At 54.8% G+C, this 12,085-nt stretch carries 13 protein-coding genes; 11 read left to right on the plus strand and 2 right to left on the minus strand.

Features of this window, described 5'->3' with window-relative positions:
* Positions 1 to 6 precede the first annotated feature (6 nt).
* From AC1ATL_RS05550 to AC1ATL_RS05570, 5 genes are all read left to right on the plus strand, one after another.
* Positions 7 to 930 (plus strand): LysR family transcriptional regulator, encoded by a 924-nt coding sequence (locus tag AC1ATL_RS05550; RefSeq protein ID WP_476569137.1) that lies wholly within the window; start codon positions 7 to 9, stop codon positions 928 to 930.
* Between the two features lie 124 nt (positions 931 to 1,054).
* Positions 1,055 to 1,972, plus strand: coding sequence for a DUF362 domain-containing protein (locus AC1ATL_RS05555; protein WP_476569139.1), 918 nt, complete (start codon positions 1,055 to 1,057; stop codon positions 1,970 to 1,972).
* Between the two features lie 13 nt (positions 1,973 to 1,985).
* On the plus strand, positions 1,986 to 2,588 hold the full coding sequence (locus tag AC1ATL_RS05560) for a uridine kinase family protein (protein WP_026645753.1): 603 nt from the start codon (positions 1,986 to 1,988) through the stop codon (positions 2,586 to 2,588).
* 37 nt (positions 2,589 to 2,625) lie between these two features.
* Positions 2,626 to 3,216, plus strand: coding sequence for an ECF transporter S component (locus AC1ATL_RS05565; protein WP_476569141.1), 591 nt, complete (start codon positions 2,626 to 2,628; stop codon positions 3,214 to 3,216).
* Positions 3,217 to 3,336: 120 nt separating this feature from the next.
* Positions 3,337 to 4,176, plus strand: a complete 840-nt coding sequence (locus AC1ATL_RS05570; RefSeq protein ID WP_476569143.1) for a sulfite exporter TauE/SafE family protein — start codon at positions 3,337 to 3,339, stop codon at positions 4,174 to 4,176.
* A gap of 373 nt (positions 4,177 to 4,549) precedes the next feature.
* On the opposite strand, the gene AC1ATL_RS05575 is transcribed toward AC1ATL_RS05570, so the two are convergent.
* Entirely contained in the window at positions 4,550 to 5,476 is a 927-nt protein-coding gene (locus tag AC1ATL_RS05575; protein WP_003808869.1) for a site-specific integrase, read from the minus strand.
* Positions 5,419 to 6,102, minus strand: coding sequence for a restriction endonuclease subunit S (locus AC1ATL_RS05580; protein ID WP_143239895.1), 684 nt, complete (start codon positions 6,100 to 6,102; stop codon positions 5,419 to 5,421). Before AC1ATL_RS05580 ends, AC1ATL_RS05575 begins: the two co-directional genes overlap by 58 nt.
* An 18-nt stretch (positions 6,103 to 6,120) precedes the next feature.
* Here AC1ATL_RS05580 and AC1ATL_RS05585 point away from each other — a divergent pair, with 18 nt between their 5' ends.
* Genes AC1ATL_RS05585 through AC1ATL_RS05610 form a run of 6 tightly spaced genes read left to right on the plus strand, consistent with a single transcriptional unit; the run spans position 6,121 to position 12,071 of the window.
* Positions 6,121 to 8,682 (plus strand): type I restriction-modification system subunit M, encoded by a 2,562-nt coding sequence (locus AC1ATL_RS05585; RefSeq protein WP_476569146.1) that lies wholly within the window; start codon positions 6,121 to 6,123, stop codon positions 8,680 to 8,682.
* A 1-nt stretch (position 8,683) separates the two neighbouring features.
* On the plus strand, positions 8,684 to 9,880 hold the full coding sequence (locus AC1ATL_RS05590) for a restriction endonuclease subunit S (protein WP_476569148.1): 1,197 nt from the start codon (positions 8,684 to 8,686) through the stop codon (positions 9,878 to 9,880).
* A gap of 8 nt (positions 9,881 to 9,888) precedes the next feature.
* The gene (locus AC1ATL_RS05595) at positions 9,889 to 10,536 is read left to right on the plus strand and encodes a DUF3990 domain-containing protein (RefSeq protein ID WP_476569150.1); all 648 of its coding nucleotides are present in this window, start codon (positions 9,889 to 9,891) and stop codon (positions 10,534 to 10,536) included.
* A gap of 11 nt (positions 10,537 to 10,547) precedes the next feature.
* Positions 10,548 to 10,964 carry a hypothetical protein gene (locus AC1ATL_RS05600; protein WP_229029339.1) on the plus strand — a complete coding sequence of 139 codons (417 nt, stop codon included), beginning with the start codon at positions 10,548 to 10,550 and terminating at the stop codon, positions 10,962 to 10,964.
* The gene (locus AC1ATL_RS05605) at positions 10,961 to 11,455 is read left to right on the plus strand and encodes an NADAR family protein (RefSeq protein ID WP_476569152.1); all 495 of its coding nucleotides are present in this window, start codon (positions 10,961 to 10,963) and stop codon (positions 11,453 to 11,455) included. The genes AC1ATL_RS05600 and AC1ATL_RS05605 overlap by 4 nt, the downstream gene beginning before the upstream one ends.
* Positions 11,445 to 12,071, plus strand: coding sequence for a restriction endonuclease subunit S domain-containing protein (locus AC1ATL_RS05610; protein ID WP_476569154.1), 627 nt, complete (start codon positions 11,445 to 11,447; stop codon positions 12,069 to 12,071). The genes AC1ATL_RS05605 and AC1ATL_RS05610 overlap by 11 nt, the downstream gene beginning before the upstream one ends.
* Positions 12,072 to 12,085: the final 14 nt, after the last annotated feature.

The following is a 12,085-nucleotide window of genomic DNA, read 5'->3' on the forward strand; positions in this document are numbered from 1 at the left end:
CTGTGCATGAATTTCCTGAGCATGGATTACTTCATCATGGTCGCCAAGGAACGAAGCTTCACCAAGGCGGCGAAACGTCTAGGCATCGCACAGCAGACGCTCAGCGCGCACATCGCGAACCTCGAACGGGAGGTGGGATGCGAGCTGTTCGTCCGTCATGTGCCATTGGAGCTGACCTATGCGGGAAGGACGTTCCTGCGGTACGCCAACGGATTCCAACGTGAGCATGCGATGATGATGCAGGAATTTGGCGATATCGCGCACGACGAGTCGGGTGTGCTGCGCGTGGCAGTCGGGCACACCAGGGGACAGGCCATCATGCCGCGCGTCATCGCCGCATTCCAGAGGAAGCGTCCAGGTATCGCCATCGACATGATCGAGGGCGTGAACGAATCACATGGTCGAAGGTTGGCCGACGGAGAGGTGGATCTCGCCATTGCGCATTTCGCCCACGCGATACCGGGGGTGGAGCTCATCGACTTCTACGATGAGGAGATGCAACTGGTCATATCACGTTCCCTGTGGATGCAGGTGGTGGGCCGATCGCCGGGCGAGGCCGAGGCGCGCATCGCCCGGGGCGACCTGACGCCGTTAAGCCAATGCCCGTTCGTGCTCGGCCACTGCAACGACATCGACGGCCGTATCGGCGACGAACTGTTCCAGCGGTCGGGATTCCGTCCCATAGTCAAAGTGCGGTCCGACAACATGCAGACCCTGCTCGCACTGGCGAAGCTGGGCGTCGGAGCGACTCTGATGGTCCGCCAGTTCCTGCACGGAACACAGGATGACGGGGCCCTGTCCGAAATCAAAGTGCTTCCACTTGGGCAAAGCGCACGGTATTCCATCGATTTCGGCATCCGCAGACAGGACTACCGATGGAGCGCGTTGAACGATTTCATGACGGTGGCCCGTGCGACGGTGGGCGCGTAGGCGTTGTCCGGATTCGGGCGGAAACGATTCCGGTGGATTTGCCTCCCGGTGGATTTGCCTCAAGTCGACTTGAAGTTGCTATGCTGGGCCTCAACAGCGAAGAAAGAAGCAATCAAGGAGGATCATGACCGAATTCGACATCGCCTCACTGGACGGATTGACCCATCGCACCGACAATAAGCAGGCTCCGGAGGTGTATTTCACGCCCCTGATCACGCCGGACAGTCTGCTTGCCGCCTACCACGCGCTCGACACCAAGCCGGAAGGCCGCGTGGCCATCAAGATCCACTCCGGCGAATCGGAGCGATCCAACAACCTCAATCCGGCGCTCGTCAAGGATCTCGTGCGGGAGATCGGCGGCACGCTCGTGGAATGCGCCACCGCATACGACGGCAATCGCGAGACTCCGGAGAAAAGCCTTGCCGTGTTCAAGGAACGTGGATACGCCGACATCGCGCCGATCCAGATCATGGACATGGGCGGCGAAATCGAGATTCCAGTGGCCAAGCACCGTCACATCGCATACGACATCGTCGGCAAGCATATCGACGACTACGATTCCATCTTCGTGCTCTCGCATTTCAAGGGGCATCCGATGGGCGGCTTCGGCGGCGCGCTCAAAAACGTGTCCATCGGCATCGCATCGTCGAACGGCAAACGCTGGATCCATTCCGCGGGCGTGGCCACCAACCACTGGGTGGAAGCCGACCAAGATGACTTCCTCGAATCGATGGCTGAAGCCGACGAAGCAGTGATCAGCCACATGCATGGCAACATGATGTATCTGAACGTCATGAACCGCCTGTCCGTGGACTGCGACTGTTTCCCCGCCCCCTCCGAACCGGACATGCACGATATCGGCGTGTTGTCATCGCTTGACCCGGTGGCGCTCGATCAGGCATGCGTGGATCTCGTCCATATCGCCCCCGACGGCGCGTCCGTCACCGAACGCATCGCTTCCCGCCACGGCGAGCACACGCTCGAATACGCCGAAGAACTCGGCATCGGTTCGCGCGCGTACCGTCTGACAGTGCTCGACTGAAATGGGCGTGGACATGAACGAGGCGTCGCCGCGGACCGCGGACAAGGCGATCGCACGCTTGGCGACGCTGCTTGGGGACGATACCCGAGAACGGGTGTTCGTGGCCATCGACGGTCCATGCGCGTCAGGCAAGACCACGTTCGCCCAAATCCTCAACGAACGGTTCGGTGGCAATGTGCTGCATATGGACGATTTCTTCCTGCGTCCGGAGCAGCGCATGCCGGAACGTCTGGCTGAACCTGGTGGCAACGTGGACCGCGAGCGGTTCGAGACGGAGACGTTGGCGCCGCTTGCCGACGGGAAAGCCGCGCGATACCGACCTTGGGATTGCCATGCGGGCGATTTCGCCGCTTCACGCACCGTGGAACCGGCACGGCTGACCGTCGTGGAGGGCAGCTACAGCATGCATCCCGCCTTGCGTGGGTATTACGATTTCATGATCTGTCTTGCGATCGACCCGGCCGAGCAATTGCATCGGCTCGAGTCACGCAACCCCCGTATGCTGCGACGGTTCGTCGACGAGTGGATTCCGCTGGAGAACCGCTATTTCGAAGCGACCGACGTTCGAACTGCCGCCGATATGCTGGTCGACACTGCATTGCCGAACGATGCATGACGATTAACGAAGAGAAGCAAACAAAAGGAGAATGAACATGTCTGATTCCGCAACCATATCCGTGCGTTCCCTGCGCCGCGCCGACCTGCCGAAGCTGAGCCTGACCACCAAGGCCGCGGCGACGCTGCTGGCCATTGCGGCCGCGGTCGCGCTGCCGCAGTTGTTCCATGTCATCGGAGCGGTGTCCGGGCAGGGCACCGCTTTGGGCGTGGCGTTCCTGCCGATGCACCTGCCGATCATCTTCGTTGGGCTGATCGCCGGTCCCGCCGTCGGCGCGATCGCCGGCGCTGCGGCGCCGCTTGTCAGCTTCCTGCTGTCCGGCATGCCGATGCTGGCCATGCTGCCGCTGATGATGGTTGAGCTGTGCGCATATGGACTCGTGGCCGGCCTGCTGCGTTCGGTCAGGCTGCCGGGTCTGGCCAAAGTGATTGTCGCGCAGTTGGCAGGTCGAGTGGCATTGACCGTGGCCACGGCGATTGCCGTGTTCGCCTTCGGTTCGTCCAACGCCATCGCCGCCACTTGGACGAGTGATCTGGCCGCCGGCCTGCCGGGACTCGCACTGCAGTGGGCGCTGATTCCGCTTGCCGCATACTGGACCGAATCGTTGATCGCCAAGCGCGGACGCTGAACCGTGCCGTTCGGACGTGGTGATTCAACCACGTTCTGAACAAGCCTGACATTTCCGGGAGCCAAGCCGTTAAGCTTGGCTCCCGTTGTCATATAAACCCGGAAATTGAGGAAAGTGGTCATGATCGCAGGAGTGTCCGTCGTCACCTTGCTGTTGGTGCTTGTCGCCGGAATCGGCGCGGGATTCGTCGGATACGCCGTCGGAGCCTCCTCTCTGATCTCCTACCCGGCGCTGCTGGCGTTCGGCATTCCGCCGGTGCTGTCCAACACCACGAACACGGTGGGCGTGTGCGGCACCGGCATCGGCGGGCTGCTGGCCGCGCGCAAGGAGCTCAAAGGTCAAGGGCGCCGCGTGGCCGTCTATGCGTGCATAGGATTGGTCGGAGGCATCATCGGTGGCCTGCTGCTGTTGGAATTGCCGGCGAAGGTCTTCGAATTCGCGGTGCCGCCGCTCATCCTGTTCAGCGCGTTGATCATCGCGCTCAACCCGCGGAAGAAAGCGGCCGCGCGCGACGCCGTCGCGCAGGCGTTGCCTCAATCACAGCAGGGCGAACGCGCCGCACGAATTGCCAGCAGGACGGCCAATGGCAGTCTTCGCAACGACCCGTGGTGGCTGTGGGTCGGCGTGAGCTTCGTCGGCATCTATTCCGGATATTTCGGTGCCGCCGCCGGCACCCTCGCCCTGGCGATCCTCGACCTCGGCAAGATCGGCCCGTTCCACCAGATCAACGCGCTGAAAACCGTGGTCGGCTTCGGCGCGAACATCTCCGCCGCGATCATGTTCATCTGCCGTGGCTCCGTCTACTGGCCGTTCGCCATCGCCATGTGCCTGGGCTGCATCATCGGCAGTTCCATCGCCCCTCCGGTCACACGCCATATCCCCGAGAACATCATGCGCGCCGCCGCCGTGCTCACCGGCATCGTCCTCGCCGTCAAGCTTGGCTGTAGCACCTATTTCTAAAAGCCTTTGGTTCCGGAGTGTGGCGTGTGACCGTGCGGCTGCGCTCCGGAACGACAATTTCCGGTTCCTCGTGTGCCGAGATTCGTCTTGGCCTGGTGACTTGCGGCGGGTTTGTTCCCAAGCGGGTGTTCCGTAGGTGGTTTTTCGCTTCCGTAGGTGGTTGCCGGAGGAAAGGCGTTTGAGAAACGGCTTAAATTAAGCCATTCTCAGACACCAATACCAGAACCAACCACCTACGGAACCACAAAACCACCTACGGAATTGAGTCTGGCAACGGTGTTTGGCGCTTTTACTGAAGATGGTGAAAAACGGTATATGCCGCTTCGAGTGGCTCGATTATTTCGAATATCTGAAAAGAGTAGGAACCCCCCCATTAGATAAGTGTCGATAGTGCCCGCATGACGATATCTACATCCTTGTTTTCCAGCTCGCGAATGACGTGCAGATAGGTTTCCTGAGTTGTAGTCATGCTGGCATGGCCTAGACGGCGTGACACGCTGGCGATCGATACGCCGGCGAACAGCAGCAGCGATGCGTGTGTATGGCGTAGACCATGGACGGAAATAACTGGCACGTCCACGTTTCTGCAATGTTTTGCAAGCACGTCGTTGGCTGTTGAGTTGTAGACCTTGCCGTGCACGAAAATAGGTTTATCATGCGGAAGATCCTTGAGTAATCCAGACATTTGCATGATGAGTTGCCAGTCGAGTTGCACTTTACGCACGGATGATTCGTTTTTCGTGGGTACGAAACCGCCGCCGTTTTTATAATCCCAAGTTTTGTTGACGGAAAGCGTCTGGTGTGCGAAATCAAAGTCATCGGGTGTGAGCCCAAGCGCCTCAGAGAATCGGAGTCCGGTTTTCGCGATAAGGAGGATAAGCCAATCCCAGCTTGCCTCGGCCCCAAGATCAAGGTCCGCGAGCATGGCATGCAGCTCGAATTGGTTGAGATACTTCATTTTCTTAATGCGTGGCTGCTTGCCTTTGATGATGACTTTGCGCGTTGGATCACGGGGTATGAGTCCTTCATCGACGGCATCGAGAATGGCGCCTTTGATCTGATGGTGAAAATCCATGGTGGTTTGGCGCTCATGATGTTGTGCATATCCGTTGATGAGCTGCTGGTATGCGGTTCGATCCATATCGGTGAGTCTGAGTTCAGGGATGAGCTTGCCGAGCCAGGATTGCGTAAGTCGATATTTGCCCATGGTCACGTCTCTGATGGCGCCTTCCTTGTACGTTCTCACCCACTGGGCGTAGTAGTCGCAGAACAGCGATTCTGATGTGATGGTTTCCTGCATGAGATGCGCCTTTCTGAAAATAGGGGATTGGCGCAGCCATCATACTTACGCTGATGAAGGGTGATGAGCGAGTCCAGACGGTCGAAGAACTCTGAAATAATGACCTGCTCTTCACGGCTAGGGAATGTGACCACTCCTTTCAGAGCATTCTCCGCAGTGACCTTCATGTCATTCTTTGCCCCTTTGTTGACCAAAGGATGCATGTAATTATTCATTCGCTCGTGCTGTTCAAAATACACTTGAATGAAATTGGTATGAACATTATCCTGCGGGCGATAAACCGCATATAGAGTTGAGACGATGCCCGGAATTCCTTTATTTACTTTGATAATTCCGTACGGATTCGAATTCAATGGTGATTTCGTGTACACGATGTCGCCAGTATTGACAATTCCGTAATTCAAAACAGATGATCCAGCAAATGAACGTCCCTGGAATGCAATTTGATTTACTATGCCATACTCGCCGGAGACGGATAAAACATCTTCCTTATTGAATCTGCCGTCAACATTTTTGGCGGTTGAGACAACAACGTAGTCTTCCAGCTTACGCTGTTCCCAAGCGGGGGTGCGGTATTCTTGTGAAAGATGTGCAGTCGCTCGTGGAGCCGCGCATTTTGCCGGCACCGCAATGAGGAGGGATAGATGAACAAGCAGCAGCTCGCTTCGAAAATCTGGGAGTCCGCCAATAAGATGCGTTCCAAGATTGAGGCGAACGAATACAAGGATTACATTCTTGGTTTCATCTTCTACAAGTTCCTTTCAGAGACCGAGCTGATGCGCTTGAAAGCCAGCGATTTCACCGATGATCAGATGCCGCAGCTTACGGAGGATAATCCGGACATTGTGGAATTCGTGCAGGGTGAGTGTGGCTACTTCATTGCCTATGACAATCTGTTCTCCACATGGATCAAAAAAGGTAATGATTTTGAGATTTCCAACGTTCGTGATGCTCTTTCGGCGTTCTCCCGCAATATCAATCCGGCGCACAAGAAAGTGTTCGACGGTATTTTCGACACTCTGCAGACTGGACTTTCCAAGCTTGGCACCGATGCGAGGAGCCAGTCCAAGGCCGCGCGAGACCTGATTTATCTCATTAAGGACATTCCGATGGATAGCCGTCAGGATTATGACGTGCTTGGCTTCATTTACGAATATCTCATCAGCAATTTTGCCGCCAATGCGGGCAAGAAGGCCGGCGAGTTCTACACACCGTCCGAGGTCTCCCAGCTGATGAGCGAAATCGTCGCCTGGCATTTGCAGGGGTGCGAGCAGATCAAGATCTACGATCCGACTTCCGGTTCCGGCTCTTTGCTGATTCATATTGGCCAGGCTGTGGCTCGGCGCAACGGCAATCCGGATTCCATCATGTATTACGCGCAGGAACTTAAGGAGAACACCTACAACCTGACGCGTATGAATCTGGTGATGCGCGGCATTCTTCCCGACAACATCGTTGCCCGCAACGGTGACACGTTGGAAGACGACTGGCCGTGGTTCGACACGTTGGAGAACAAGGAGGAAACGTACAATCCGTTGTTCGTGGATGCGGTGGTTTCCAACCCGCCCTACTCGCAGAATTGGGATCCCACTGACAAGGAGATCGATCCACGCTTCAGTTATGGCATAGCACCGAAGTCCAAGGCGGATTATGCGTTCCTGCTCCACGACTTGTACCATCTGCGTGCCGATGGCATCATGACCATCGTTCTGCCGCACGGTGTGCTGTTCCGCGGTGGCGAGGAAGGCCAGATTCGTAAGAATCTGATTGAAAACCACCATATTCAGGCGATTATCGGCCTTCCGGCGAATATTTTCTTCGGTACGGGCATCCCCACCATCGTGATGGTGCTGCGCAAGAAACGCGATGACGACAGGGTGCTCATTGTTGACGCGTCGAAACATTTCATCAAGGACGGCAAGAACAACAAGCTACAGGCTTCTGACATCAAACGCATTGTCGACGTGGTGTCGAACAACCGCACGGTGCCCAAATTCAGCCGTCTGGTGTCCATTGACGAGATTCGCGCCAATGATTACAACCTCAACATTCCCCGGTATGTTGATTCGTCTGAGAATGCGGAGACGTGGGATGTGTACGCTTCGATGTTCGGTGGCGTTCCGAAGAGCGAAGTCGAGCAGCTTGGGGAATATTGGAACGCCTGGCCGAGTCTGAAGGCTGAGCTGTTCCGTGATAATGGTGCTTGCTATGCCTGTGACCATGATGATATCGCCACTGTGGTGCGCAATAATGCCGACGTACAGGCGTTCATTGCCTCGTATGGACAAGCCATTTCCGACCTGCCTGCTGACTTGCGCTCCCGTTTGGTGGAGCATCCTGAACAGGTGGATGCGCTCGGGCAGGAAACGGCCATTGGCAAGGAATTGGATGCGATGGTTGCCGATATCGCGCTGATCGACCCGTATGACGCCTATCAGAAGCTTGATGATGCTTGGGGCGGCATCTCCATTGATTTGGAAGTGCTGGGTTCCGAAGGTTTCGATGCGGTAAGAGCCGTGGACCCGAACATGGTCATCAAGAAAAAAGGCGGCAAGGATGTGGAAGTGCAGGATGGCTGGATTGGCCGCGTTCTGCCCTTCGACTTGGTTCAACGTGAGCTGCTGCACGATGATTTGGCCGCGATCGAGGCGGACGAACGCCGTGTGCAGGACATTGATTCCGAGATTGAAACCATTTTGGAAGGCTTCGATGAGGATGACAAGCAGAACAGCGATGCGATCAATCAGGACGGTGACGCCTTCGTTGCCGCCGAGCTGAAGAAAGCGGTTAAGGCGATCGGCAAGAATCCGGTTTCCGATTTTGAGCGCGGCTTGGTGCAGGCCCAAAAGCTGTTCGATGAGTCAAAGAAACTGAAGTCCGGTATCAAAACCAAGCGAAATGCGTTGGAGGAGAAGACCTGCGATGCGATCAAGGCGTTGAGTGATGACGAAGCCAGAAGGTTGCTGGAAGCCAAGTGGATTACACCATTGCAGAAGCAGCTGGAGGCATTGCCGAATGCTGTGATCGACGAGTTCATCGGCAAAGTGAACGCGTTGAAGAACAAGTATGCCACCACATATGCCGATGTATGCGGCCAAATCGATGAAGCGGAGAAGGAATTGGCTGGAATGCTGGGCGATTTGACCGGCAATGCTCGCGATATGGCGGGTCTGGAAGAGCTCAAAGCACTGCTCGGGGGTGAATGATATGGCCGAACAGCATGAAAAAGCGTTGGTTCCGCAGATTCGTTTCACTGGTTTTACTGACCCTTGGGAACAGCGTAAGCTGGGGCAACATCTTAAGCTCAGTCGAGAACTTGGACATACTGGGGTTGATGCTCGAAAACTTACGGTAAAGCTTTGGGGTAAAGGAGTCGTTGAAAAAACTGATTTATATGGGGGGAGTGCCCAAACTCAATACTATATTCGTCATGCCGGCCAGTTTATGTATGGCAAGCTTGATTTTCTTCATGCTGCCTTTGGCGTCGTGCCTGATAAGTTGGATTGTTTTGAATCAACTCTTGACTCGCCTGCATTTGACATTGAAGGCTTAGACTCAAGTTTTTTACTGAATTTGGTAACACAAGAAGACTTCTATCTGAAAAACGGAAATATTGCCAATGGAAGCCGAAAAGCTAAACGTATTCATGAGGAAACATTTCTGAATATGGAAATCCGCGCTCCAGAACTTGTAGAGCAACGCCGAATCGGTGCGTTCCTCGACCGTCTGGATTCGCTCATCACCCTTCATCAGCGTAAGTATGACGCGCTTTGCGTGCTGAAAAAATCCATGCTCGACAAAATGTTCCCTAAAGGGGGTTCGCTGTATCCGGAGATTCGTTTCGCCGGTTTCACTGACCCTTGGGAACAGCGTAAGCTGGGGGAACTGTTTGAGGAGAGCGATGAACGAGCTTCTGATAGAGAGATTTTGTCTGTCAGCGTAGCTAACGGGATATATCCAGCGTCTGAGTCCGATAGGGAAACGAATCCTGGGGCGAGTCTCGCGAACTACAAAGTAGTGCATTCCGGAGATGTCGTTTACAACAGTATGCGTATGTGGCAGGGAGCTGTAGATGCAAGTCGGTACGACGGCATCGTAAGCCCCGCATACGTAGTAGCAAAGCCTAATTCCGAGGTTTATGCACGATTCTTTGCGCGCCTTCTCAGACAGCCGATGTTGCTGAAACAGTATCAACAGGTTTCACAGGGCAATTCCAAGGACACTCAAGTTTTGAAATTCGATGACTTCGCTTCAATCGAAATTTCTATGCCTGCCTCGGAAAACGAGCAACGCCAAATCGGCGCGTTCTTCGACCGTCTGGACTCGCTCATCACCCTTCATCAGCGTAAGCTCGAATTACTGCGGAATATCAAGAAATCCATGCTCGACAAGATGTTTGTATAGGGGTGTTCATGGCAACAATCACGTTATTTCACGGTTCTCCGTACGAATCCGTGACCCCCGAATACGGTTTAGGCAATGACAAACACGACTACGGCCGTGGTTTCTATCTGACCGCGAATGTGGAACTGGCCAAGGAATGGGCCGTGTGCAGGCCGGATGAATCCAACGGCTGGGTCCACCAGTACGAACTGGACACGAATGGGCTGCGCATCCTGGATTTTCAGGAGCATAGCGTGCTTACTTGGCTGGCTGAGCTGATGAAGCATCGTGATGCCGCTGATTCCAAGCGCTATCGTGTGCTGGCTGCGAAGTTCATCGCCCAATACGGCATCGATACCAGCGGCTATGACGTCATCAAAGGCTGGCGTGCGAACGCCTCGTATTTTTATATCGCCAAAGAATTCGTCCGAGACAATGTGGACGTCGATATCTTGGAGGAACTGCTGTCGCTTGGAGGTCTGGGCATCCAGTATTGCGTCAAGACCGCAAAGGCGTACAGGCAACTGCGCGAAGTCCCGGACGGCCTGCTTTCCGTCAGCTACGGCGAATTCAACGACAAATACAATCAGAGGGATGTTGAGGCACGGCAGAACATGCGCGACCTCATCGATTCCGATGCCAATACGGTGACCAACGTGTTCAGCACGTTGCTCTAGGGGTGATGACAATGCGGGCATATCCAGAGGTCTACCGGGATGATGTGGTGGAAACTCAAGGCAAGCTTTTCGACTACGTGGCACAGTCGTTTCCGGGCAAGAGCACGGAGGACTTCATCACCGTATATATGGCGAGCAAAACACGCAAAAGCATTGATGAGGCCAAAGCCTACGTCAACACGATGGATGCGAAAGAGCTGTGGAAGTATTTCACCGAGACCGAGCACTACCAGTTGAAGGACGGCAGGGCGCTCGAAGGGTTCATGCCTGATTGGATTGGCGAATTCTACGCCTACTACCAATGGTTCTACGCCATTCCCAGTGCTGAAGTGATCGCCAAGGTGCCGCTGGACTTCCTGAAGAAAGCCTATTTCGGGCTTCATGATCTCGATCTGGAGCTTGCGGTGCGGAAAGTCGGCGAAGAATGACGGACATCATCTGCTTCCATAATCCCGATGAGGAGAACGGATACCTGAGCAACTGGTATCCATCGCGCTTCGTTGTGGATGATGTCGAGTTTTCCTCGATGGAACAGTACATGATGTACCGCAAAGCCTGCTGTTTCAACGATGCCGAAACAGCCGCGCGGATTCTTCGAACCAGCGACGTGGCCGAGATCAAACGACTTGGCCGACTGGTAGCCGGTTATGACGATCACGTATGGAACGGCGTTCGCCAAATCGAAGTCTATGAAGGATTGCTTGCCAAATTCAGTCAGAACGCCGAACTCGGTGCGCAACTCGTAGCGACCGGCAATGCGATATTGGCGGAATGCGCCGTCAAAGACCGCATCTGGGGCATCGGCTTGTCAATGCATGACCCAGCCAGGCTCGATCCAGCCCAATGGCGCGGTCAGAACCTGCTCGGATACGCTCTAATGCTCACAAGAAGGAAGCTCGACCGCATACATGAGCGATAATGCGGCCGTTTTCCCGTATCAATCGCCCCCCCCCGCTTGGGAACAGCGTAAGCTGGGGGAAGTTGCACGTAGGGTTACCCGAAAGAATGAGAACGGCGATTCCGATCTTCCTCTTACCATTTCTGCTCAGTACGGCTTGGTGGATCAGAGAACTTTTTTCAACAGCCAGGTTGCAAGCAAGGATATGAGTGGATACTTCCTTCTGCATAGGGGAGAATTTGCCTATAACAAGAGCACCTCGACCGACAGCCCATGGGGAGCGATAAAAAGACTGGAAAAGTATGACATGGGCTGCGTCTCGACACTGTATATCTGCTTTGAATTGCTTTCTGGAGATCCTGATTTCTTAGTCACATACTACGAGACTGATAGATGGTATAAGTCCGTTCAATTAATCGCGGCTGAAGGAGCCAGAAACCATGGATTGCTCAACATTGCTCCAGATGATTTCTTTGAAACGCAGATCTGCATTCCCAAAAGAATTGATGAGCAGCGCCGAATCGGTGCGTTCTTCGACCGTCTGGACTCGCTCATCACCCTTCATCAGCGTAAGTATTGTGGTGTTGTTTCTTGGATGTTAGGGGTTGCGCTCGTAAGATTGAGCTCGGAAAAGTGATGGTGCGTTCGGGG

It is taken from the genome of Bifidobacterium sp. LH_743, from assembly GCF_056355775.1.

Bases quoted from the DNA above. Each gene is read 5' to 3' on its own strand.
- AC1ATL_RS05550 (WP_476569137.1), top strand. From the start codon at position 7: ATGAATTTCCTGAGCATGGATTACTTCATCATGGTCGCCAAGGAACGA.
- AC1ATL_RS05555 (WP_476569139.1), top strand. From the start codon at position 1,055: ATGACCGAATTCGACATCGCCTCACTGGACGGATTGACCCATCGCACC.
- AC1ATL_RS05560 (WP_026645753.1), top strand. From the start codon at position 1,986: ATGAACGAGGCGTCGCCGCGGACCGCGGACAAGGCGATCGCACGCTTG.
- AC1ATL_RS05565 (WP_476569141.1), top strand. From the start codon at position 2,626: ATGTCTGATTCCGCAACCATATCCGTGCGTTCCCTGCGCCGCGCCGAC.
- AC1ATL_RS05570 (WP_476569143.1), top strand. From the start codon at position 3,337: ATGATCGCAGGAGTGTCCGTCGTCACCTTGCTGTTGGTGCTTGTCGCC.
- AC1ATL_RS05575 (WP_003808869.1), bottom strand. From the start codon at position 5,476: ATGCAGGAAACCATCACATCAGAATCGCTGTTCTGCGACTACTACGCC.
- AC1ATL_RS05585 (WP_476569146.1), top strand. From the start codon at position 6,121: ATGAACAAGCAGCAGCTCGCTTCGAAAATCTGGGAGTCCGCCAATAAG.
- AC1ATL_RS05590 (WP_476569148.1), top strand. From the start codon at position 8,684: ATGGCCGAACAGCATGAAAAAGCGTTGGTTCCGCAGATTCGTTTCACT.
- AC1ATL_RS05595 (WP_476569150.1), top strand. From the start codon at position 9,889: ATGGCAACAATCACGTTATTTCACGGTTCTCCGTACGAATCCGTGACC.
- AC1ATL_RS05600 (WP_229029339.1), top strand. From the start codon at position 10,548: ATGCGGGCATATCCAGAGGTCTACCGGGATGATGTGGTGGAAACTCAA.
- AC1ATL_RS05605 (WP_476569152.1), top strand. From the start codon at position 10,961: ATGACGGACATCATCTGCTTCCATAATCCCGATGAGGAGAACGGATAC.
- AC1ATL_RS05610 (WP_476569154.1), top strand. From the start codon at position 11,445: ATGAGCGATAATGCGGCCGTTTTCCCGTATCAATCGCCCCCCCCCGCT.